Source organism: Haloglomus litoreum (genome assembly GCF_029338515.1).
Classification (GTDB): domain Archaea; phylum Halobacteriota; class Halobacteria; order Halobacteriales; family Haloarculaceae; genus Haloglomus; species Haloglomus litoreum.
Genome location: NZ_CP119988.1, coordinates 2,151,009 through 2,172,590, shown reverse-complemented (window position 1 = coordinate 2,172,590; position 21,582 = coordinate 2,151,009). Strand labels below are relative to the sequence as shown.

Below are 21,582 nucleotides of genomic sequence, written 5' to 3'. Positions count from 1 at the left end.
CGTCCCTCGCACGGCCCCCGCCCTGGCACACCCACTTATCGGCAGCGGCCTCGTGGAGACAGGAGATGCCCCACAGCCGCCCTGTCGAACGTGAGGGCGCCGGTACACTCGCCGAGACCCTGTTCTGGCGCCGCCACGCGAGTCCGGCGAGCGTCCTGGGTCTGGGGGTCACGTACCCGGCACTCGTGCTGGCCCTCTACCGGCGGAGCCCCCGCTTGCTGGGCCTGGTGCTCGTCTCCGTCGTCGGGAGCCTGCGGCTCCCGGCACCCCCAGACACCGACACCTCCTGGGCGACACAGGTGGTCCTCGGGGAGCAGGTCTGGCTGGAGCGCGGGCTCCGCTCGGACCCGGCCGCACTCGGCCTCACCGGTGTCGACGCCGTGGTCCAGCTCCTCACTTCCGGGCGGCCCTGCGTCGACAGCCCGTCCGCACCGCACTCGGGACGGTGGCCTCATTGGGCCTGATGCTGGTCTTCTTCGACCGGATGGCCCGACGCTACCGCGCGTCGGTGTCGTGACCCCGGAGGGAGTCGACTCCAGTCGTTCTATCGGCCCCCTTGATACCGGACGTCGCGAGCAGACGTACAACCCGAGATGTTATCGGAAGATACGGCCCTACCGCCGCACCCGCGCCGCCATCTTCCACTCGTCGCCGCGCTCGACGGGGGTCGGCAGGTCGGCCCGGGTCCGGCTCCCGACACGGCCCGCGAACGCCCACGGCTCGACGGTCTCGCGCTCGTCCTCAGCGGCCGCCGCCTGCTGGTCGCGCAGGTGGCTGGCGACCGCCGCAACGAGCGCCGCGGCCTCCTCCTCGCTGGCGGTATCGGGGAGCAGGAGCCTCCCGCCCGGAACCGGGAGGCTTCCGCCCTCGTCCGCCGACTCTGGCGCCATGTCCGACCCGCCGTCCGCCGGGGGCGTAAACGTGTGGGATGTGTCGTCGGGTTCGTCGCCGGACTGCTGGAACCGTTGCGGCGTCATAGCGGGATGTTGCCGTGGTCCTTCGGTGGTGTGTCCGTGCGCTTGCGTTCGAGCAGTCGGAGGTCCGCCACGAGCCGCTGGCGCGTCTCGCCCGGCTCGATGACGTCGTCGATGTGGCCGTGCTTCGCCGGTCCGTACGGGTTGGCGAACTCCTCGCGGAACCGGTCCTCCAGCTCGGCCCGTCGAGCTTCGGTGTCCTCGGCGGCCTCCAGCTCGTCCCGGTAGAGGATGTCGATGGCCCCACGGGGACCGACCACGGCGAGTTCGGCGCCGGGCCAGGCGTAGGTGGCATCGGCACCGAGTTCCGACGACCCCATCACGATGTAGGCGCCGCCGTAGGCCTTCCGCGTGATGACGGTCAGCAGCGGGACCGTCGCCTCGGCGTAGGCGTAGATGAGCTTGGCGCCGTGGCGGATGATGCCCCGATGCTCCTGGTCCGTGCCCGGCAGGAACCCCGGGACATCGACGAACGTGAGGATTGGGAGGTTGAACGCGTCGCAGAACCGGACGAACCGGGAGGCCTTCTGCGAGGCCTCGATGTCCAGCGTGCCCGCGGCGATGCGGGGCTGGTTGGCGACGATCCCGACCGGCCGGCCGTCCAGCCGGCCGAACCCGACGACGACGTTCGTGGCGTAGCCGCCGTGGACCTCGTAGAACGTCTCCCGGTCGAGGACCTCTGCGACCACGTCGGTGGCGTCGTAGGGTTTCTGTGGCGCCGCGGGGACGATGTCGCCAGCATCGCACTCCCGGTCGGGGTCGTCGTCGGGCCGGGCGTCCGGCGGGTCCTCCATGTTGTTCTGCGGGAGGTACGAGAGCAGTTCGTGGATCTCGTCGAGCGCGGCCTCCTCGCTCGGGCAGGCCTGGTGGGCGAACCCCGAGTCGACGGCGTGGGCGCGGGGACCGCCGAGCCGTTCCTTCGTGACCTCCTCGCCGGTCACCGTCCGGACGATGTCCGGACCGGTGATGAACGCGTAGGAGGTGTCCTCGACCATGTAGACGAAGTCCGTGAGTGCGGGGGCGTACGTCGCCCCGCCCGCGCAGGGGCCCATGATGGCCGAGATCTGTGGCACCAGCCCCGAGGCCCTCGTGGCGCGCTCGAAGATCTTCCCGAAACCGGCCAGCGAGTCGACACCCTCCTGGATGCGCGCGCCGCCCGAGTCGTTCAGTCCGACGATGGGGATGCCGGTCTCGATGGCTCGGTCCATCACCCCCGCGATCTTCTCGCCGACCACCTCCCCGACCGAGCCGCCGAGGAACGTGAAGTCGTGGGCGTAGATGGCGACCTGCCGTCCGTCCACCTGCCCGAACCCCGTCACGACGGCGTCCCCGGGGGTGTGCCGGTCGGCCAGGTCGAACGCGGTCGACCGGTGCTCGACCAGCGTGTCGATCTCGCGGAAGGTGTCCTCGTCGAGGAGGTAGTCGACGCGCTCGCGGGCTGTCAGTTTCCCGCGGTCGTGCTGGCGGTGGGCCCGGTCCTCGCCACGGGCCCGCCGCTTGCGCGCCCGGAGGTCGGCCAGCGGGTCCGCCTCACCCCCGGGCGTGGTCCCCTGGGTCGCCCCATCGCTCGCCTCTGCCCCGCCGTCCGCGACGCGCTCGTCGTCGGACGGTGTGTCGTCCGCCCCGTTCATCGTCCACCCCCCGCCGGGGTGACAGCGGGGCCGGAAGGTCGATTCATAACTTGGCCACCTATCGACGGCTTCAGTATTATGCCGTTTAGTTGTGTCGCCGGGTGGGGTTCCGGGAGTGGGACCCTGAAAAGGCCCGCCCCCGAACCACCATCCGTGACCCCAGCGGACGCTCGTGACGACCGGGACAGGGGCGGGACCTACACACTGCTGGTCGAACTCGCGGCCGACGCCACCATCGAGGTGGGTGCTCTCGGCACCCACCGGTTCCCCGCGGGCTGGTACGCCTACACCGGGAGCGCGCTCGGGAGCGGCGGCTTCGCTCGCGTCGAGCGCCACCGCGACCTCGCGGCCGGCGAGCGCGACACCTGCCACTGGCACGTCGACTACCTGCTCGGCCACCCCGATACGACGCTGCGCACCGTCGTCCGCTCGCACGGCGACGACATCGAGTGCGCCGTCGCCCGGCGGCTCCCGGACGGCCCCGTCGACGGCTTCGGTGCCTCGGATTGCGATTGCGGGAGCCACCTGGCCCGCTTCGAGGACGGCCCGACGGCCGAGTCGACGGTCCGCGAGGCCCACGGGGCCGCGAGCGACCGTCCAGCAGCACGGGACTGAGAACGACTCCCCGCTACCGCTCGACGGCGTCCGGCGGCTCGTCCCCGTGGGGGCCCGCAGGCTCGCCGTCGGCGCCAGCGTCCGTCTCCCGCGCCTGCGCCGTGAGGGCGACCCCCGCCAGGATGATGGCGCCACCCACCAGCGTCACGGCGCCGACGCGCTCGTCGAGGAGGACGACCCCGAGCAGGGTCGCACCGACAGGTTCACCCAGCAGCGAGACGCTGACGACCGACGACTCGACGTGGGCCAGGGCCCAGTTGACGACCGTGTGGCCCAGCAGTCCCGGCCCGACGGCCATCGCGAGGAACAGGACCCAGTCCTGCGGCGGATGGTCGAAGAGGCTGGCGGCGATGCGCCCGGCAGCCGTCCCGCCCCCGGCCGCGTCGCCGAGTGCGCCCGCCACCACGAACACGAGCAGCGCCAGCGTACAGGCCGCGTACACGACCGTCACGTAGGGCAGCAGCGGGACCCGCTGCCGGAGCGACCGCCCGACGAGGACGTAGGCCGCGGCCGCGGCCGCCCCGAGGACCGCCAGCGCGTTGCCGTACAGCGGCCGGCGGCCCGTCACGACCGCGCCGGACACGAGGTCACCCGCCGAGAGCAGCGCCATCCCGTACAGCGGCCGGCGGCCCGTCACGACCGCGCCGGACACGAGGTCACCCGCCGAGAGCAGCGCCATCCCGCCCAGCGCGACGGCCACCCCCAGCGCGGTCCGGGCGTCGACCCGCTCGTCGAGGAGGAGCCACGCCCCGACCGCGACGAACGCGGGCTGAGCCTGGACGAGCGTCACGGAGGCGGCGATGGAGGTCCACCGCAGCGACTCGAACCAGGCGGCGAAGTGTATCGCCAGGGCGACACCGGTCACCGCGGCGATGAGGCCGTCCCGGGGCGCGAGTCGGCGGAACGCCGCGCCGTAGCGCGTGGCCGCCAGCGGCACCAGCAGCAGCGTCGTGAACAGCACCCGGTAGAACGCCGTCACGGCCGACGGTGCGCTCGTCCACCGGACGAGGACGGCGCTCGTGGAGACGGCCGCGACGGCGACGACGAGCGCAAGCAGCGGCGGCGTCCGGTCGGCGAGCGCGTCCAGCCGAGTGGATGTCGACACGAGCGTCCCTGCGCGCGCCGCCAGTTTGACTCTCCCGGTCCAGGAGAACGGTGGAGCCGTGCGCCGGACCGCTCAGGCGATGGCGAACAGCACGAGATTGTGCGCGCCGGGGCCGAGGCCTACAGCTGCGACACCCCCGAGCAGCAGGTAGCCCCGCTGTGGCTCCTCGGCCGCGTACTCACCGACGAAGACCACGAGGAACGTCGCCAGCGCCACCTTCACCACGACGAACAGCCACGCCGGGCCCAGGAACGGGAGCGACACGAGTTCGCCGCCCAGTTCGATGATGAGCCTGGAGAGCGGGGTCTGTTCGCCGAAGCCCAGCGTGGAGCCGACGGCCGTCGAGATGCCGTCGAGGGTGTGGCCGAGCAGGACCAGCCACCCCACGCTGGAGGCGGCGGACGCGTCCTCGCTGTTCGTGACGGTCAGCAGCCAGACACCCGTCGCCACGACGAGGGAGGCGACGAGTGCGGCGAGCGGCGGGCCGAGCAACAGGCCCCCGCGGTTCAGCCCGATGCGGAGCGCCGAGCCCACCACCCCGCCGGCGGTCAGCGTGCCGATGAGCAGGAGGAGGCCCGGCGTCGAGGGCAGGTCCCACTCGTCGGCGCCGAACGGGCTGGCAGCGGCCCACACCAGCCCGGCGACGGCGAACGTCGCGAGGTAGACCGCGGGCGTGCCCAGCAGCGGCCGGACGGCCGCGGGGACGGCCTCGATCTGGAAGAGCGCGTACAGCGACGCGCCGACGACCATCCAGGGCGTGAACGCCAGGACGACCCGCGGCGTGACGCGCGGCCGGGTCCGGTAGAGGGCGGCGCCCGCGACGGCGACCCCGGCGAGGAGGGCCAGCAGGTAGGGGAGCGGGGGGAGCGCGAACCCCGAGGGAAGTACCATAGCGGCGCTCGTGGCCCCGGTGCGGAAGGCGTTGCGGTCCGCGACGAGCATGCCGAGATCCCCCGGGGTGCAGTTCGACGCCGGATTACTGGGCATATGACGGGTCGATACCTCTCCGATGCAATACTCGCGTACCTGGACAGGTTGATACTGTAACGACTCGACGAGCCATGTATGTCCACGAGTAGTTCGAAGAACATCCTGAATCGAGCAGTCAACCCCCTCTACAGTGTACACCATCATCGCGGCGCGGCGGCACTCGCCGCCGGCGTGGCCTACGCGGCGGCCGTTGCGGTGAGCGGGTCGCCGGTGGCGCTCCTGGCCGGCCTGTTCGTCCCGCTCTCGCTCGGCGCCGAGTCCGCCTTCCGCGCGGCTCGCACGGACCCACTGGATCACCGGGCCGAGGCGCTGGCGACGGGGCTCGGGGTCCTCGCCGGTGCCGTGGCCACGGCGATGGTCATCTTCGCAGCGGGCGCACTCGGAGTCTGAGGCGTGGTAGCGGGTGGCGATTACCTCCGGGTCACTCGGGGAGTCAAGTTCGTCCAGCCCGTACGCCTCGCCGTGACGGTCCCCTCCGCCTACCGACCCGGTGCCTGCAACATCGGGCGTTCCGCCCGCCGCCAGCGCGGGCTGGTCGCGCTGGTCAGCCTCGTCGGTGCGGGCGGCTACGCCGCCTTCGTACTCGTGAGCGACCTCCCGACGCTGCTCCTGCTGGGGCTGTTCGTCCCGCTCTCGCTGGGCATCGAGTGGGGCCTCCAGGCCCGGCGCTCGTTCTGTGTGACCCTGGCGCTCCAGGGGCGCTACGACTTCCGCGAGCCCCGCACCGACGGGGGAGAGACGGACCAGGGACAGGGGACGGTTCCCGACGAGGCTGCCCGGAGCGAGGATCGCCGGTACGCGCTGCAGCTGACCCTCATCGGACTCGCCGCGGGAGCGCTGCTGACCGGCCTCGTCTACGCGGGAGCGGTCCTGCTGGGGCTCTGAGGCGGCCGGTCAGTCGGTGTCACCGGCTTCGGTACCGCCCTCGCGGGCCCACTCCGGGGTCGTCCTCAGGAACAGCACGACGCCGAGCAGGACCAGCAGGGCGAGTACCGCCGTGGCGACGGTCGCGGCGTCGGTGAGGCCGGAGGCGGCGACCGCGGTACTCGCAGCGGTGATCGCGAGCAACACGAGGCCGATATCGAGCCGGAGCCGGAGGGCATCGTCCATACCCACCGGTAGCGGTGGCGTCGGCGAGAACCTTTCGGCGGGTGGCTCAGTTCGTGTCCGGGCGCGAGCGACCCTCGGTCTCCTCGTCGGTCGGCGGCTCGACCCCCTCGGCCGCGGCGACCGATTCGGTCTCCTTGGGGGTGTCGACGTGCCAGCGGTCGACGTCGCTCTCGAGGTCGGCGAGGCGGTTCGAGACGTGGATCTTCAGGTCGTCGTCGTTGACGTTGACCTCCAGCTCGTAGTCCGGGTCGTCGCCCCGGCTCGCGCGCGAGACGTTCGCGCTGACGAGCTCGTTGTCGAAGTAGTACGGCGCGATGCGGGTCATCACGTTCTTGTAGACGGCCCCCTCGACCCGGCGGATGGCCTTCCGGCTGGCCGAGTCGGCCGCGCGGGCGATGTAGCTCACGGAGTCGGCCGCCTTCTCGACGGCCTCGTCCGGGTCGTCCAGTCTCTCGTAGGACTCGGCGAGCTGCTCGCCCGCCTGCTGGATGTCCTCGTCGGGGTCCTTGCCGGCCTTCTCGCCGGCGCCCTCGCCGACGCTGGCCTGCTCGGCGGTCTTCTCGTTGACGTGCTCGTCGAGTCGCTCGTCGTGTTTGGGGCGCCACTCGTCCCACTCGGCCAGGGCCGATTCGTCCACCTCGACCTCGCCCCCGCCGGCCAGGTCCCGAAGCGCACGGGTGATTCGCTCACCGTGTTCGACGATGTCGCTCCAGGTCCCACGCTCACTGAACCCGGAGACGCTCTCTTCCATCGGTCCCCGTTTCGGCTCCCTGCCTAATACGTGTTGCCGGTGGTCCGACGCCCGTCGGTCACGGCGCCCTCGCCCGTCACCCCCACTCCCGGCCGTCGATTCCGAGCGACTCGTCGCGCCAGGGGCCGCCGCGACCCTGTATGTTAAGCCCTCGGCGCGTGCCCGTTCGCACATGCCAATCGAGGACCGCGACGACGCGTACGTCATTACCCACGCGCTCGCGAAGCACACGCTGAGCGACCTCCGCTCGGCGGAGACCGAACAGGTGGCGTTCCGGAACGGGCTCGTCAAGCTGGGGCGCATCTGTGGCTACGAGATCATCGACGGCATGATGGACACGGAGTACGTCTCCATCACGACCCCGCTGGCCGACACGACCGGCGAGCGCGTGAAGGGGCTCGACGACGTGGTCATCGTGAACGTCCTCCGGGCCGCGACGCCGTTCGTCGAGGGGCTGCTGAAGGCGTTCCCGCAGGCCCGGCAGGGGATCGTCAGCGCCGGGCGCGACGAGTCGGCCGGCATGGACGCGGACGGCAACTTCCCGATCTCCGTCGACTACGTGAAGCTCCCCGAGCTGACCCCCGAGGACACGGTCATCGTCGCGGACCCGATGCTCGCGACGGGGTCGACGATGGCGGCGGTGCTCGAGGAGGTCACGGAGGGGGCCGCACCCGAGCGACTGCTCGCGCTCTCGGCCGTCGCCGCCCCCGCGGGACTGGTCCACGTCCGCGAGTCCGTCCCCAAGGCGGACCTGCTCACCGTCGCGGTCGACGAGCGACTCGACGACGACGGCTACATCGTCCCCGGCCTCGGGGATGCCGGCGACCGGGCGTTCGGCACCAAGTAGGGGGCCCCGGAACTCTCGGCTGCCGTGTAGTAATATCGCCCCTACTTGCCATAAAGCCGCGATATACCAGCTTTCTGGGCCGTTCAGCGACTGACTACTTTTGTCTCGCCACCGTCTCCCGACGGCCATGACGGACCACATGAATCGTCGGCGGTTCGTGGCCGGTGCGGGAGCAGCTGGTGTGTCCCTCGTGGCCGGCTGTACCGGGGACGGCGGGGACGGTGGCGGGGACGGCGGCAGCGACGGGGGCGATGGGGGCGACGGCGGCGATGGCGGTGGCGGTACGACCCGGCTCTCCTGGCACGCGGGCGGGACCGGCGGGACGTACTTCCCGCTCTCCAACGAGTTCAAGCAGGTCGTCGAGGGGAACACCGACTTCCGCCTGCAGGTCCAGTCGACCGGCGCCTCCGTCGCGAACGTCGGGTCGCTGTCCAACGGGAGCGCCGACTTCGCGCTCATCCAGAACGACGTGGCCTACTTCGCCGCCAACGGCACCGGTATCGAGGCGTTCATCGACAACGCCGTTGAGAACCTCCGGGGCGTCGCCACCCTCTACCCGGAGACCATCACCATCGTGACGCTGGCCTCGACGGGGATCTCACAGCCCGCCGACCTCGAGGGGAAGGTCATCAACACGGGCGACCTCGGCTCCGGGACGCAGGTCAACGCCACCCAGATCCTCGAGGCGCTCGGCATCGAGGAGTACACGGAACAGAACGCGGGCTTCTCGACGGCGGCCGACCAGCTCAAGAACGGCGACATCGACGCGGCGTTCGTCGTCGGCGGCTGGCCCGTGGGTGCCATCTCGGACCTCGCGACGACCAACGACGCCGAGATCGTCCCCATCGCGGGCGAGAACCGACAGGCCGTCCTCGATTCGGCACCGTTCTACGCCCAGGACACCATCCCCGGCGGGACCTACAGCGGCATCTCGGAGGCCCGCGAGACGGTGTCGGTCCAGGCGATGATCGCCACCCGCGCCGAACTCGGGGCCAGCACCGTCGAGGAGGTGACGGCCGCCATCTTCGACAACCTTGGCGACCTCACCATCAAGACGCAGTTCATCACCAGGGACTCCGCCCAGGAGGGGATGTCCATCGACCTGCACGAGGGCGCCCAGGCGTACTTCGGCTGACCGCCGATGCGGGGGTCCGTCGCCGTCCTCGTCGCCTGTTCGCTCGTCCTGGCGGGGGCCGCGGTCGCGGCACCCGTCGACCGGACGCTCGTCGTCCGGGACGCCGACAGCGGCGCCGCCTTGCTGACGGTCGACGTCCACGAGGGCTCGAACGTAACCCTCGCGTACACGCACAGTGTCGAGAAGACACCCGTCCGCGACATCTACACGGTGACCGGGACGGCGCTGGACAACACGGAGATGCGCTTCCGGTCCTACGGCTGGGGGCTCCCGGCGCGCGAGGCGGTCCGCCTCGAGGACGGCTGGTTCGTCTTCGATCCCGACCGGCGGTACGAGGCGTTCAACCTCCAGCCCGCGGCTGTCGCTGGGCACCGTCTCTACGTCGACGGTGAACCGTACGACCTGGTCGCCCGCTCCGACGACCCGGTTCGTATCAGCATCGAACGGCGGCCGGTTCTCGGGGGACACACACCACAATGACCGACGACAGCGACGACCACAGCGACGAGGCCGAATCGCCCGCGCCCGACCCGGAGGACGGCTCCGACGCCGACCCCGCCGAACCGTTCGGGTCGGCAGCCACGCCCACCGAGCAGGAGGGGTTGAGCGAGGCCGACCAGGAGGAGCTGATCAAGGAACTCGAGAGCCGCCGGACCCTGACGGGAATCTTCGCCGTCGGGGTGGCCGTCGTCGGCATCGTCTTCTCGGTGTTCCAGATCTGGCTCGCCGCGCGCGGCTTCGAGTTCGTCTTCACCCTCCCCTTCGTGGGCGAGGTGGTCATCGCGAAGCTCCAGCAGCTCCAGATCAACGCCTTCCACGTCACCTTCGCGCTCGTCCTCGCGTTCGCGCTCTACCCACCGACGACCGGCGACGGCTTCCTCTCGCGGCGGCTCGCGCGTGTCGTGCCCGGACTCCGAGAGCGGTTCGGTGAGGGGAGTCCCGTCACCGTGGCCGCCGAGCGGCTCCGGGCGGTCGTCCGGTGGGGGTTCGTCGACGCGAAGATGGAGCGCATCACGCCGTTCGACTTCGTGCTCATGTTCGGCATCCTGACGGCCTCGTACTACTACCTGAACGAGTTCGAGGAGATCCTCCGGCTCCGCGCGCTCGGCCTGGACGCCGGGCGCTCGTTCGGCGAGATATACACGGTGCTCGCCCCGCTGGAGTCGGTCCTGACCGTCGTCCTGCCGTTCGCCGACGCCTCGTTCGCCTACCTGCTCGGCGTGGTCGCCTTCCTCCTCGTGCTGGAGGCGACCCGGCGGACGCTCGGGCTCCCGCTGGTCGTCATCGTGGGGTCGTTCATCGTCTACGCGAAGTACGGCTACCTCATCCCGCTCGACGCCCCCTACATCGGCGTCCTGTCGACGAGCGAGGGCTCGTGGAGCACCATCGTCACGAACCTCTGGTACACGGACCAGGGCATCCTCGGAGTGCCGGTGCTGGTCTCGGTGCAGTTCATCTACATCTTCATCCTGTTCGGTGCGTTCCTCGAGGCGTCGGGTGCGGGCCAGTGGTTCATCGACCTGGCGTACGCCGCGACCGGGCGCCGGAAGGGTGGCCCGGCGAAGGCGTCCATCCTCGCCTCGGGCTTCATGGGGACCATCTCCGGCTCCTCCATCGCCAACACCGTCACGACGGGAGCGTTCACCATCCCGCTGATGAAGCGCTCCGGGTACCGGGCGGAGTTCGCGGGGGGTGTCGAGGCCTCCGCGTCGTCGGGCGGCCAGATCCTCCCGCCGGTCATGGGGGCCGCGGCGTTCCTCATCGTCGAGTTCACCGGCATCCCGTACGCCGAGGTCATCATCGCCGCGGCCATCCCCGCGGTCGTCTTCTTCTTCGGCGTCTGGGTGATGGTCCACCTCGAGGCGTCGCGGGCAGGCATCGGCGGGCTCGACGACGTGGCGCTCGTCGACGTTCGCGACCACCTCTCGACGGGGTGGTTCTACCTCGTCCCGCTGGGGCTGTTGCTGTTCTACCTGCTGGTCGAGCGCCTGACGGTCGCCCGCTCGGCGTACTTCTCGCTCCTGGCCATCGTCGCGCTCATCGCCATCGTCGCGTCCTACGACCCGGAGGACCGCGCGATACTGGCAGCGGCACTCATCAGCCTGGTCGCGCTCCGGGCGGGCCTGGCGTTCCTCGGTGGCAACCCCGTCCTGGCGACGGTGCTCGGGTCGCTCGGCTGGCTCGTCCTCGGCGCCGGGGTGGTGACGATGCTCGTCTACCCGCGGGGCGAGGCCCCCCTGCTCGAGTACGACGACGCCGTGGACCGCACGGCCGAGCGGATGGGCCGTGGGCTGAACCGCGAGGACGCGCTCCGGAGTCGCCCGGGCCGGTTCCTCGCGTTCATCACGCAGTCGCTCGACGGGGGCGCCCGGACGGCCACCCCGGTCGTGGTCGCCGTCGCCGCCGCGGGCATCATCCCGGGCGTCGTGGCGACGACGGGGCTGGGCCCGAACCTGACGGCGCTCATCGTCGACATCGCGGGCGGGTCGCTCGTCCTCCTGCTGGTCGTGACGGCCATCTCCTGTATCATCCTCGGGATGGGGATGCCGACGACGGTCACGTACATCATCCTCATCTCGATGCTGGGGCCGGCGCTCACGCAGCTCGGCATCCCACGGCTGGTGAGTGACCTGTTCATCCTCTACTTCGGCGTCATCGCAGACATCACGCCTCCGGTCGCCGTCGCGGCCTACGCGGCCAGCGGGGTCGCGCAGTCGGACCCGTTCAAGACCGGGCTGTCGGCCTTCTCGCTCTCGCTCAACAAGGCCATCGTCCCGTTCGCGTTCGTGTTCACCCCCGGGCTGTTGCTGTTGCGCATCGTCGACGGGTCGCCGGAGATCGTCAGCGTCGCGGATCTCACGACCCCGTCGTTCGTCATCCCGGAGGTGCTCGTCCCCGTCCTCGGGGTGTTCCTCGGCGTGGTGGCGCTCGCGGCGACCGTCATCGGGTTCCTCTACGCGAAACTCGACACGCTGACGCGCGCCGGGTTCGCCGTCGCCGCGCTGTTCCTGATGGCGCCCGGCCTCGTCCTCACGCCGCTGGGGCTGGACACGCTGACCATCGACCTCGGCAGCCGCATCGCGGGGGCGGTGCTGTTCGCGGCGCTCGCGTTCTTCAACCGGGTCGAGGCGGGGGCACAGGCGGAACCCGCGGGCGCGGGCTGACGCGGGGCACGGCGCCGCCGGTCGCCCCTCCGCCGACCGTCTCTCGGTCGGCTGGCTCCCGGTCACCCGCGCCTCGGTCACTCCAGGTCGACGCGGCCGCTCGTCGCCGAGAGCAACCGGTCGCGCAGGGCCGTTGCCTCGCGGGTCGGCACGCGCGCGTCGAATCGGACCGCGGCCTCGTACGAGGCGTCGAACTCGACGCCCGCCGACTCCAGAACCCCTCTGACGGTGCCGCTGTCGTCGTAGTCCACGGTCGCGACGAGGCGCTCGTGGGGCCGCGTCCACGTCACCCCAGCGTCGGTGATGGCCTCCTTCGCCGCCCGCGAGTACGACCGCACCAGCCCACCCACTCCGAGGTTGGTCCCGCCGTAGTACCGCGTGACCACGACGACAGCGTCCTCCACCTCGCGCCCCTGCAACACGTTCAGGATGGGCTTGCCGGCCGACCCCGAGGGCTCGCCGTCGTCGCTGCTGTACTCGCGGAACGGGTCGGCGTTGACGCGGTACGCCGGGACGTTGTGGGTGGCGTCCGGGAACGCCTCTCGAATCTCCGTGACGAAATCCTCGGCCGCCTCGACACCCCCGGCGGGCGCCGCGTGGCCGATGAACTCCGAGCCGTTGACGGTGAACTCCGCGCGCCCGCGCCCTGCCAGTGTCCGGTAGGCGTCCGGGTCCTCGGGCGGCTCCCCCGGGGCATCGGCCGCGTCACCGTCGTTGTCGCTCACGGGCGGACCACGCAGGGACGGCGCAAAAGCGGTGCGACCCGCGTGTGGGCTGCCGGCGCCCAGGCCCGGTCAGCGCCGGAGCGCGTAGACGGTGCCGTCGGCGGCGCCGACGTAGACGTACTCACCGAGCGCGAGTTCCGAGAGCCCGCTGTCGGTCTCGAAGGTCCAGCGCTCGCTGCCGTCGCTCGCGTTCCGGCCGTAGACGACGTTCGGCGCGTCGTTGCCGCCGCCCGTGCCGGCGTAGACCGCGGTCCCGGTGGCTGCCTGCGCGGTGACGATGTCTGCGTCGGCGGTCCAGGTCCAGAGCCGTTCCCCGCCCGCCGTGTCGTACGCGGCGATGCCGCCGCCGCCGGCGAAGAGGCGGCCGTCCGCGACCGGCCCGCCGGCCAGGAACGACTCCCCCTGCGTCTCCCACCGCTCGTCCCCGGTCGTGGGGTCGACCGCCGTCACGGGACCGCCACCGAGGTAGAGGGCATCGGCGAGCGTCACCGAGGTCGTGAAGCGGTCCCGCTGCCAGGCGTGGCTCCCGTCGGGGCCGATGGCCCGCATCCGCCCGGTGTCCATCCCGGTGGTCGTGGCGAAGAGGGCCGTCCGGCCGTCGGCCCGGAGCGTGTCGAACTGGTACTCGACGCCGTCCTCGAAGAAGCGCCACAGCCGCTCCCCGTTCGGCCGCGCGAACGCGTCGACCGCCCGGCGGCTGGCGACGAAGACGGCATCCTCGGAGACGGCCGCGCTGTACGGGTCGCCGACCTCGCCCGTCCAGGCCGCGGTCCCGTCGGTCGCATCGAGCGACCAGACCGTCTCACCGCTGCTCATGGGTTGATCGTCGCGGCTCGCCACGAAGACGCGCTCCCCGTCGGCAGCCAGCAGCTCCAGCGGTCCCCAGGGGTTCGCGCCGGCGCTCCCCGGGAAGGTCCACCTGGCGGTGCCGTCGGCGTCGAAGGCACGGACGAGGTGGTCGTCGCCGAGGGTGTTGTCGCCGGCGTGCGCCAGGACGAGGCCCGCGCCGGCCGCGACCACGACATCCCGGACGCGTTTCCCGAGGTCGGCGGTCCACCGCTCCTCGCCGGTCGCCGGGTCGAGCGCGTAGAGCGTCCCGGACTCCGTGGGCACGAACAGCCACCGGTCGCGGGCGGGGCCGTCGCCGTCGACGTGGCGGAGCCCGGCGGCCGTGTGGACCGGGTCTGCCGGCGTGCCCTCGACTCCGATTGTCCAGCGGACGGGACCGGTCGGCGTCTCGCCGTCGTCGGGTGTGTCGTCGCCCGGCGCCTCGCTGTCCGTCGGGGTGGGTGTCGCGTCGTCGGTCGGCGTGTCGCTCGGGGAGTCGGGTGACCCGGAGCCGTCGTTCGAGAAGCAGCCGGCCAGCCCGGTCGCGAGACCGGTACCGAGCGCTGCCAGGAGGGGTCGTCGTCGCATGGGCGGGCATCGACGGAGGACCGGCATAAGCCTCCCAGAGGCTCAAAGAGACGTTTGAGGATGGACTGACGCGGCGGTGCGGGAGGCCGTGGCGTCGCTACTCCAGTTCGATGCGGCGGACGAACTCCAGCGCACGAATCTCGTTGATGACCTCGCCGGCGAGGTCGCCCTCCGTGATGACGTACAGGACGGGGTCGTCCGTGAACTCGGGGTCCTCGGAGATGGTCTGGCGGATGGAGATGTCGTGGTCGGCGAGGATGCCGGTGACGGCCGCGACGATGCCCGAGGCCTCCGGGTCCGACACCGCGACCGTGAGGACCGTCAGGTCCAGCACCGGCGCCAGATCCATCAGCGACGGGATGGCGGTGATGTTGCGGAAGATGGGCTCCAGTTCGGGGTCACCGAGGATGGCGTCGGTCGTGGCATCGACGACCCGGCGGTCGACGCCGATCTCGCGGGCGATGCCGGTGTTGGGGATCTCGATGCCGCCCGAGACGACCCGTCCCTCGTCGTTGACGGAGAAGCCCCGCTCCAGCAGCAGCCGGACGACCGCCTGCTGGCTGGGGCTGTCCTCGAACTTCTCCATGATGGAGGCGAACGTGTCACCCACGTCGCTCACCTCCCGGTTCGGGGTCGTCGGCCATGTGGACGAGCGCGCCCGACACGGACAAAAAGGTTGCCGAGGTGGCCAGGGGCCCACTGCCCGGCGCAAACGGTTTGACAGCGGCGCCGCAGACAGGGTGTGTGGGATTCGAACTGCACCCCGACCCGCGGCTGCGCGTCCTGGGAGCGGTCATGGTGCTCGTGGGGGCCGCGACGACGGTCCAGTTCTACCGGACGCTCCCCGAGGAACCGCTCACCTACATCCTCGCGTACGTGGCCCCGGCCGCACTGCTCGCTCTCGGGGGAATCCTCGTCTTCAGTGGGGTCTCGGAACGGCTGTTGGACTGACCCGCGGCTCGGCCTCGCCAGGCCACGGCCACGGCCCCCGACGGCCCGGGGCTGGTCGGGACCCTCGTCACCCCTCAGGTGTAGTCGGGCCGCTCGGCGTAGTCGATGGGGTCACGGACGCCGAGCCGCTGGAACGCCTGCAGGCGGAACGCACAGGCGTCGCAGGTGCCACACGCGGGCGCCTCCGAGCGGTAGCACGACCACGTCTGTCCGTACGGGACCGCCAGTTCGAGGCCGCGCTCGGCGATATCGGTCTTGGACCACTCGACGAACGGCGCCTCGATGCTGATGTCGGTCTCCGGTCTCGTCCCGACCTCGACCACCCGCTCGAACGCCTCGAAGAACTCCGGGCGGCAGTCCGGGTAGCCCGAGAAGTCCTCGGCATGGGCGCCGACGAAGACCGCCGTGCAGTCGTTGGCTTCGGCGTACGAGACGGCCATCGACAGCAGGTTCGCGTTCCGGAACGGGACGTACGAACTCGGGACCTCGTCGCTATCGAGGTCGGCCTCCGACACCTCCAGCTCCTCGTCGGTGAGCGAGGAGGCGCCGATGCGCGCGAGGTGCTCGGTTTCGACGTGCAGGAACTCGGAACCGACCGTCTCGGCCAGTTCCCGGGCACACTCGAACTCGCGGTCGGCCGTGCGCTGGCCGTAGGAGGCGTGGAGGAAGTGGGGTTCGTAACCCCGGTCCATCGCCTCGTAGACGGCCGTGGCGCTGTCCATCCCGCCGGAGACGAGGACGACGGCGCGGTCGACGACCTCGCTGTCGTCCAGGCCACGGTCGCTCGCCGGGGCGCCGCTGGATGGGCTATCTGTGCTCTCGGTGCCGCTGTCGTCGGTGGGGGAGTTCTCGGAGTCGCTCATGGGTCATCGTGGCAGTCGTCGCTCGGTCCGTCGCGTCTCAGGTCCCCGGCGCGTCGTTCCAGACGTCGACGTGGATGCGTGGCGTATAGCGGTAGCCGTGCTCCAGCGCGAGGTCGGCGACGACCCGGCGGGTCGAGGCCAGTGCCTCGCGCGTGGTGCCCTCCGGCATCAGGAGCACGTCGTCGTCGGTGATGGTCGCGTCGGTCCGCTCGCGCAGGCGCTCGACCACGCGCTCCACCTCCGGCATATCGTCCGGGCCGGTGACCACGAACTTGAGCTGGGTCTCGTACGCCTCGACGTAGCGGGCCATCGCGTCGTAGTCCAGCCGGCGGTCCTCGTGGCGGTCGGCCCAGCCGGCCACGTCGAGGTCGGCGTCCGGGTCGTCGCCGTCGGTCGCGTCGCCACCCGCCGGCGGCCGCGCCTCTGTCGGCGTCGAGGATGCGAGCTTCGGCGAGAGCGACGCCAGGTCGATGGCGGCGTCCCGGAACACGGTGCCGTTGGTCTCGACGGTCGTGTGGTAGCCCCGGGCCGAGAGCCGGTCGAGCAGGTCGACACTGGCCTCGTGGACCGTCGGCTCGCCGCCAGTGAGGACGACGTGGTCGCCGGGGCGTTCCTCGACGGCGGCGACGATGTCGTCCAGCGAGCGCCACGCCCCCGTTGGTTCCCAGGAGGTGTGGTAGGAGTCACAGAACCAGCAGCGGAGGTTGCAGCCCGACGTCCGGACGAACGTGCTGGGCACGCCCGCGAGTTTCCCCTCGCCCTGGAGGGAGTGGAACAGCTCGTTCACCGGGAGTGCCTCGCTGGCGTCGACATCCTCGGGGACCTCGCGACCGGAGTCGTCGACCGCCTCGTTGACGGGCATCTCAGTACCCGGCCCGGAGTTCGCGGGTCTCGGCCACCTCGACGTCCACGGCCGAGACGCTGTCCGGGAACCGCTCGAGCATCCGCTCCTCCAGGACCACGGCCATCACCTCCGCCGTCGGCGGGTGGTCCAGCACGACGACGGCCTCCCCGTCGCCTGCCGCCTCGAAGGCCTCGACGAGCGGGTCCCCACGCTCCAGCAGGAACCGGTGGTCCCACTCGTCGATGACGGCGGTCACGTCGCCCTTGTCGACGACCCAGCCCTCCTCGCGGAGTTCGCCCGTCACGCGGACGGTCACCTCGTAGTTGTGGCCGTGCGGCCGCGAGCACTTCCCGTCGTGATGCTGGATGCGGTGGCCCGTGCTGATGCGGATCGGGCGGTCGGCCCCGACGTGGAGGACCCGTTCGCCCGCCTCGGCGAGGGCGTCGGGTTGTTCCCCGAGTGTTCTCCCGGTCATACCTCGAGATTACTGTCGAGGCACTTGAGTCTGCCCGCTTCTCGCGCCGTCGTCGGCGCGGAGCGGTGTAACGGGTAGACACAAGCGGGGGCACCAACACAATAAACCCAGATATATCTCGAAGAGGCCACCCTCATAGATTGATACTGTCCCATTGGCACTTTATGAAAGACATTTCAAGAATACTCGACATCCACGGACCTTTCGATCACGAGTCGAGTGCCGAGCGGACCGCCTCGGAGACGGCCCGGGGAGCGAGCGCCGCTCGTCCGGTCGAGGTCGTGGGCACGGTCGGCAGGTGGGCGTGGCCGGGCCCGACGGTTCGGGCGAACCGTCGGCTGGCACGGCCAACTGAGCACCGAGGGGGGCGTCGGGCGCAATCTGCCCCCGGACAAGGAGTTATACTGGCCCCGGGAGTGGGCCGTCACATGGTCCTGCTAGTCCCGTACGACGGGTCACCGCTCGCGGCGGCCGCCCTCGAACGGGCGGAGGAGTTCTCGCTGTTCGCCGACGAGGAGGTCGTCGTACTGACGGTGCTTCCGGACGACGAGGAGTTCGCCCGGACCCGCGGCTGGGTCGAGGCGGACGAGCCGTACGACCCGGAGGACGTGGCCGCCGACCTGCGAGCACGGGTCCGCGAGGTCGCCCCGGACGCGCGGTTCCGCGTGGAGATGCTCGAGTCCGACGAGTCGAACCTCCTCGCGACCGTCACGACCGACATCACGCGGCGCATCCGCGAGGTCGCCGCCGAGGAGGACGTCAGCGTCCTCTTCGTCGGGTCGGAGAACGCCGGGCGCGTCTCGCGGCCGCTGACCAGCGTCGGGTCGCCCGTCTCCGAGGACCCGCGCTACGACGTGCACATCGTCCGGCATCCCCGGGAGGACGACCAGCCACGGAGGGAGGCCTGACCGATGGACCGCGACCGCGTCGACGCGCTGCTGGACCGCGAGCCCACCGACACCGTCCAGGTCCTCGACGAGGACGGCGAGGTGGTCGCGCCGGACCTGCTGCCCGCCATCAGTGACGACGAGCTGCTCGGGCTCTACCGGGACATGCGCCTGGTGCGCCACTTCGACGAGCGGATGGTCAGCCTCCAGCGACAGGGCCGGGTCGGAACGTACGCTCCGGCGGCCGGGCAGGAGGCCACGCAGGTCGGCTCCACCCACGCGCTCCGGGATTCGGACACCATCTCCTACCAGTACCGCGAGCACGGCGCGGTCGCCTCGCGCGGGTTCACACCGGGCTACGTCCGGTACTGGATGGGCCACGAATCCGGCAACGCCGCGCTGGCGGACGTGAACGTCTTCCCGCTCAACATCTCCATCGCCGGCCACATCCCGCACGCGACGGGCTACGCGTGGGCCGCCCGGCTCTCGGGGAGCGACGAGGTGGTGGCCTGCCACTTCGGCGACGGCGCCACGAGCGAGGGTGACTTCCACGAGGGCGTCAACTTCGCCGGCGTCTTCGATGCCCCGGCGCTGTTCATGTGCCACAACAACGGCTGGGCCATCTCCACGCCGGCCAGCGAGCAGACCGCCAGCGAGACCTACGCTGGGAAGGCCAGCGCGTACGGCATCGACGGCGTCCGCGTGGACGGGATGGACCCGCTCGCGGTGTACGCGGTGACCGAGGCCGCCGCGACGGCCGCCCGGGGCCCCGGCCGCGAGGAGTGGCGCCCCCGGCCGACGCTCGTCGAGACTATCTGCTACCGCTACGGCGCCCACACGACCGCCGACGACCCGGACGCCTACCGCGACGAGAGCGAGGTCGAGGAGTGGCGCGAGAAGGACCCCATCGACCGGATGGCGGCCTACCTCCGGGAGACGGGCCGCCTGGACGACGAGCGCGACGACGCCATCGAGGCGGAGGTCCGTGCGACGGTCGCCGACGCCATCGACGAGGCCGAGGGCGGCGACGGTGATCCGATGGACCTGTTCACGGACGCCTACGCCGAGCCGACCCCGCGGGTCGAGGAGGCGCGGGCGTACCTGGAGGACCTGCTCGACCGCCACGGGGCGGACGCGCTGCTGCGCGAGGAGTAGGCGCAGCGTCGGGGACCCGTCGGCGTCCACCTGGGCCCCACCGACACGTTCAGTACGGACCCGCGAGAGGGCCGCCGCATGGCCACGCCGTCGGAGACGCTCGTCTCGTTGGTCGGGAGCGATCCGCTCATGCTGGGGCTGGTCGGCGGCCTCGTCATCGCCGTCCTCAACACGGTCGGCGCGGCGGGCATCCTCGTCGTCCGCGACCCCTCCGAGCGCACCCTGGACGGCCTGATGGGGTTCGCCGCCGGGGTGATGCTGTCGGCCTCGTTCACCAGCCTCCTGCTGCCCGGTATCGACTTCGCCGAGCAGCCAGCCTACCAGGCCAGCATCGCCGGCGTCACGCTCGGCGGCGTCGTCCCGGTCCTGATCGGGTTCACGCTCGGGGTCGTCCTGCTGGACCGCGGCGAGGAGATCGCCCCGGAGATCGGCGAGGTCATCACCGGTCGCATGGGCCGTGACGCGGACCTCGACCAGGCCCGTGTCAGCGCGACCGTCCTGTTCATCCTCGCCATCACGCTCCACAACATGCCCGAGGGACTCGCAGTCGGCGTCGGCTTCGGGTCGGGCAACGTCGGCGACGGCATCGCACTGATGCTCGCCATCGGCATCCAGAACATCCCCGAGGGACTCGCCGTCTCCATCAGCGCCCGGGACGCCGGCCTCGGGTCGTCGTTCTACGCCGTCGTCGCTGGCATCCGCGCCGGCGTCGTCGAGATCCCGCTGGCGGTGTTCGGGGCCGTCGCCGTCACGGTCGCCGCACCCCTGCTCCCGTACGCGATGGGGTTCGCTGCCGGCGGGATGCTGTTCGTCATCAGCCACGAGATCGTGCCCAGCACCCACGCCCGTGGGAACGAGCACGTCGCCACGATGGGGCTGATGATCGGCCTCGCGGTGATGCTGACGCTGGACGTCGTCCTGGCCTAGCGAGGACTCAGTGCGTCGTCTCGGCGAGGATGGCCCGGATGGCGGTCACCGCATCCTCGAACGCCTCCACGTCCATCCGATCGACCGTCAGCAGGACGCCACAGTACCCCCGGATGACACGGACCACGAAACCCTCCTCATGGAACCGGACGGTGAACTCGTAGTCGCCGAGTTCCGACCGCCGGCCACGGCGGGCGATGCTGCTGCGGACGGGCATCTCCGCGAACCCCACCCGCTCCATGTCGACGAGCTCCGCCTTCGCCCGGTACGCCGTCTCCCGGTCCTCGTACAGGTCGCTCCGGACGTAGAGGACATCGTACGCGCCGGGCGTGAAGTAGACGAGGCTCCGGAGTGTGTCGCCGAGGCTGGTCCGGGCCGCGCTGACGAGTTCGTCGGCGCGCGCGGCCTCGATTCCGCAGTTGTACACGCCTTCGTTCATGCTCCGGATACGCCGAGCAAGGTATCAAGCGTATCGGTGGGGCGAGCGCGGCCCGCCCTCGACGCCCCTCAGCCGCCGAACAGCCCCCGGATACGTGACAGGAGGCCCCCGGATCGCTCCCCGGTCGTCGGTTCGGCCGCCCCGGCGGTGTCCGTGGCCGACGCCGACTCCGCCGGTGACTCCGAGCGCTCTGGTGCTGGCTCGGTGTCGTCTGGCTCGACGCCGGCGGCGGCGCAGTACGGACAGCCGTTGTCGTCGTCGGCGTAGTGTGGGAGGCCACAGTTCGAGCAGGCGACGCGGGGGCGTGACGGGGAGGCCCCGCCCGCCAGCGACCCGGCCGGCGCGGTGTCGACGGGCGACACGCCGCCGGCTCCGCTGCTGGACGCGCCGTCGTCCGAGACCGACCTGGACGTGTCGGCGGGGCCGCCCCCCACGCCGGTCCCGCAGTAGGGGCAGTCGTCGTTCCGGTCCGTGTAGAACGGGAGCTGGCAGTTCGGGCAGGGTTCGCGGACGGCGCTCATGGAGCCATGCTAGCAGGTCACGTATTTATAGGATGTGGACCGTTCACGTCGGATATC

At 71.1% G+C, this 21,582-nt stretch carries 26 protein-coding genes; 12 read left to right on the top strand and 14 right to left on the bottom strand.

Annotated elements, in window-relative coordinates; genetic code table 11:
* Positions 1-65 precede the first annotated feature (65 nt).
* Positions 66-464, top strand: coding sequence for a DUF6653 family protein (locus tag P2T62_RS10800; RefSeq protein ID WP_276261402.1), 399 nt, complete (start codon positions 66-68; stop codon positions 462-464).
* A gap of 150 nt (positions 465-614) precedes the next feature.
* Here P2T62_RS10800 and P2T62_RS10795 read toward each other — a convergent pair whose 3' ends face one another.
* Both P2T62_RS10795 and P2T62_RS10790 read right to left on the bottom strand, forming a co-directional pair.
* On the bottom strand, positions 615-890 hold the full coding sequence (locus tag P2T62_RS10795) for a DUF8022 family protein (RefSeq protein WP_276261401.1): 276 nt from the start codon (positions 888-890) through the stop codon (positions 615-617).
* Between the two features lie 83 nt (positions 891-973).
* Positions 974-2,605, bottom strand: coding sequence for an acyl-CoA carboxylase subunit beta (locus P2T62_RS10790; RefSeq protein ID WP_276261400.1), 1,632 nt, complete (start codon positions 2,603-2,605; stop codon positions 974-976).
* A gap of 153 nt (positions 2,606-2,758) precedes the next feature.
* Here P2T62_RS10790 and P2T62_RS10785 point away from each other — a divergent pair, with 153 nt between their 5' ends.
* A complete protein-coding gene (locus P2T62_RS10785) occupies positions 2,759-3,220 on the top strand; it encodes a GIY-YIG nuclease family protein (protein ID WP_276261399.1) in 462 nt (153 codons plus the stop codon).
* 13 nt (positions 3,221-3,233) lie between these two features.
* Here the strand turns inward: P2T62_RS10785 and P2T62_RS10780 are convergent, their stop codons facing one another.
* Both P2T62_RS10780 and P2T62_RS10775 read right to left on the bottom strand, forming a co-directional pair.
* On the bottom strand, positions 3,234-4,325 hold the full coding sequence (locus P2T62_RS10780; RefSeq protein ID WP_276261398.1) for a DMT family transporter: 1,092 nt from the start codon (positions 4,323-4,325) through the stop codon (positions 3,234-3,236).
* Positions 4,326-4,397: 72 nt separating this feature from the next.
* Complete coding sequence (locus P2T62_RS10775) at positions 4,398-5,267, bottom strand: DUF63 family protein (RefSeq protein ID WP_276261397.1); 870 nt, start codon at positions 5,265-5,267, stop codon at positions 4,398-4,400.
* Positions 5,268-5,390: 123 nt separating this feature from the next.
* On the opposite strand from P2T62_RS10775, the gene P2T62_RS10770 reads away from it, so the two are divergent.
* Together P2T62_RS10770 and P2T62_RS10765 are read left to right on the top strand one after the other, a co-directional pair.
* The gene (locus P2T62_RS10770) at positions 5,391-5,705 is read left to right on the top strand and encodes a hypothetical protein (protein WP_276261396.1); all 315 of its coding nucleotides are present in this window, start codon (positions 5,391-5,393) and stop codon (positions 5,703-5,705) included.
* A gap of 72 nt (positions 5,706-5,777) precedes the next feature.
* Positions 5,778-6,200 carry a hypothetical protein gene (locus P2T62_RS10765; RefSeq protein ID WP_276261395.1) on the top strand — a complete coding sequence of 141 codons (423 nt, stop codon included), beginning with the start codon at positions 5,778-5,780 and terminating at the stop codon, positions 6,198-6,200.
* A 9-nt stretch (positions 6,201-6,209) separates the two neighbouring features.
* Here P2T62_RS10765 and P2T62_RS10760 read toward each other — a convergent pair whose 3' ends face one another.
* Together P2T62_RS10760 and P2T62_RS10755 are read right to left on the bottom strand one after the other, a co-directional pair.
* The gene (locus tag P2T62_RS10760) at positions 6,210-6,425 is read right to left on the bottom strand and encodes a hypothetical protein (RefSeq protein ID WP_276261394.1); all 216 of its coding nucleotides are present in this window, start codon (positions 6,423-6,425) and stop codon (positions 6,210-6,212) included.
* 46 nt (positions 6,426-6,471) lie between these two features.
* On the bottom strand, positions 6,472-7,176 hold the full coding sequence (locus P2T62_RS10755; RefSeq protein WP_276261393.1) for a DUF5828 family protein: 705 nt from the start codon (positions 7,174-7,176) through the stop codon (positions 6,472-6,474).
* Positions 7,177-7,348: 172 nt separating this feature from the next.
* Here P2T62_RS10755 and upp point away from each other — a divergent pair, with 172 nt between their 5' ends.
* The 4 genes from upp (at position 7,349) to P2T62_RS10735 (ending at position 12,322) form a co-directional block, all read left to right on the top strand.
* On the top strand, positions 7,349-8,023 hold the full coding sequence (upp, locus tag P2T62_RS10750) for a uracil phosphoribosyltransferase (RefSeq protein WP_276261392.1): 675 nt from the start codon (positions 7,349-7,351) through the stop codon (positions 8,021-8,023).
* Between the two features lie 127 nt (positions 8,024-8,150).
* On the top strand, positions 8,151-9,158 hold the full coding sequence (locus P2T62_RS10745; protein ID WP_276261391.1) for a TAXI family TRAP transporter solute-binding subunit: 1,008 nt from the start codon (positions 8,151-8,153) through the stop codon (positions 9,156-9,158).
* A 6-nt stretch (positions 9,159-9,164) separates the two neighbouring features.
* Entirely contained in the window at positions 9,165-9,638 is a 474-nt protein-coding gene (locus P2T62_RS10740) for a DUF1850 domain-containing protein (RefSeq protein WP_276261390.1), read from the top strand.
* Entirely contained in the window at positions 9,635-12,322 is a 2,688-nt protein-coding gene (locus P2T62_RS10735; RefSeq protein ID WP_276261389.1) for a TRAP transporter permease, read from the top strand. The genes P2T62_RS10740 and P2T62_RS10735 overlap by 4 nt, the downstream gene beginning before the upstream one ends.
* 77 nt (positions 12,323-12,399) lie before the next feature.
* Here the strand turns inward: P2T62_RS10735 and P2T62_RS10730 are convergent, their stop codons facing one another.
* The 3 genes from P2T62_RS10730 to P2T62_RS10720 form a co-directional block, all read right to left on the bottom strand.
* On the bottom strand, positions 12,400-13,047 hold the full coding sequence (locus tag P2T62_RS10730) for an IMPACT family protein (protein WP_276261388.1): 648 nt from the start codon (positions 13,045-13,047) through the stop codon (positions 12,400-12,402).
* Positions 13,048-13,116: 69 nt separating this feature from the next.
* Positions 13,117-14,463, bottom strand: a complete 1,347-nt coding sequence (locus P2T62_RS10725) for an outer membrane protein assembly factor BamB family protein (protein WP_276261387.1) — start codon at positions 14,461-14,463, stop codon at positions 13,117-13,119.
* 97 nt (positions 14,464-14,560) lie between these two features.
* Positions 14,561-15,049 (bottom strand): TrpY family transcription regulator, encoded by a 489-nt coding sequence (locus P2T62_RS10720; protein WP_276261609.1) that lies wholly within the window; start codon positions 15,047-15,049, stop codon positions 14,561-14,563.
* 158 nt (positions 15,050-15,207) lie between these two features.
* Between P2T62_RS10720 and P2T62_RS10715 the strand changes: the two genes are divergently transcribed.
* Positions 15,208-15,414: a hypothetical protein gene (locus P2T62_RS10715; protein WP_276261386.1), complete on the top strand. Its 207-nt coding sequence runs from the start codon at positions 15,208-15,210 to the stop codon at positions 15,412-15,414.
* A 74-nt stretch (positions 15,415-15,488) separates the two neighbouring features.
* Here P2T62_RS10715 and queC read toward each other — a convergent pair whose 3' ends face one another.
* Genes queC through P2T62_RS10700 form a run of 3 tightly spaced genes read right to left on the bottom strand, consistent with a single transcriptional unit; the run spans position 15,489 to position 17,596 of the window.
* Positions 15,489-16,277: a 7-cyano-7-deazaguanine synthase QueC gene (queC, locus tag P2T62_RS10710; protein ID WP_276261385.1), complete on the bottom strand. Its 789-nt coding sequence runs from the start codon at positions 16,275-16,277 to the stop codon at positions 15,489-15,491.
* Between the two features lie 37 nt (positions 16,278-16,314).
* A complete protein-coding gene (locus tag P2T62_RS10705) occupies positions 16,315-17,139 on the bottom strand; it encodes a 7-carboxy-7-deazaguanine synthase QueE (protein ID WP_276261384.1) in 825 nt (274 codons plus the stop codon).
* A 1-nt stretch (position 17,140) separates the two neighbouring features.
* A complete protein-coding gene (locus P2T62_RS10700) occupies positions 17,141-17,596 on the bottom strand; it encodes a 6-pyruvoyl trahydropterin synthase family protein (protein WP_276261383.1) in 456 nt (151 codons plus the stop codon).
* Positions 17,597-18,024: 428 nt separating this feature from the next.
* Between P2T62_RS10700 and P2T62_RS10695 the strand changes: the two genes are divergently transcribed.
* The 3 genes from P2T62_RS10695 to P2T62_RS10685 all read left to right on the top strand — a co-directional run bounded on the left by P2T62_RS10695 (position 18,025) and on the right by P2T62_RS10685 (position 20,565).
* Positions 18,025-18,504 carry a universal stress protein gene (locus P2T62_RS10695; protein WP_276261382.1) on the top strand — a complete coding sequence of 160 codons (480 nt, stop codon included), beginning with the start codon at positions 18,025-18,027 and terminating at the stop codon, positions 18,502-18,504.
* A 3-nt stretch (positions 18,505-18,507) separates the two neighbouring features.
* Positions 18,508-19,638, top strand: a complete 1,131-nt coding sequence (locus P2T62_RS10690; protein ID WP_276261381.1) for a thiamine pyrophosphate-dependent dehydrogenase E1 component subunit alpha — start codon at positions 18,508-18,510, stop codon at positions 19,636-19,638.
* A 78-nt stretch (positions 19,639-19,716) separates the two neighbouring features.
* Positions 19,717-20,565 (top strand): ZIP family metal transporter, encoded by an 849-nt coding sequence (locus P2T62_RS10685; protein ID WP_276261380.1) that lies wholly within the window; start codon positions 19,717-19,719, stop codon positions 20,563-20,565.
* A gap of 7 nt (positions 20,566-20,572) precedes the next feature.
* On the opposite strand, the gene P2T62_RS10680 is transcribed toward P2T62_RS10685, so the two are convergent.
* Both P2T62_RS10680 and P2T62_RS10675 read right to left on the bottom strand, forming a co-directional pair.
* Positions 20,573-21,004 (bottom strand): DUF7522 family protein, encoded by a 432-nt coding sequence (locus P2T62_RS10680; protein WP_276261379.1) that lies wholly within the window; start codon positions 21,002-21,004, stop codon positions 20,573-20,575.
* A 68-nt stretch (positions 21,005-21,072) separates the two neighbouring features.
* Positions 21,073-21,525 (bottom strand): hypothetical protein, encoded by a 453-nt coding sequence (locus tag P2T62_RS10675; RefSeq protein WP_276261378.1) that lies wholly within the window; start codon positions 21,523-21,525, stop codon positions 21,073-21,075.
* Positions 21,526-21,582: the final 57 nt, after the last annotated feature.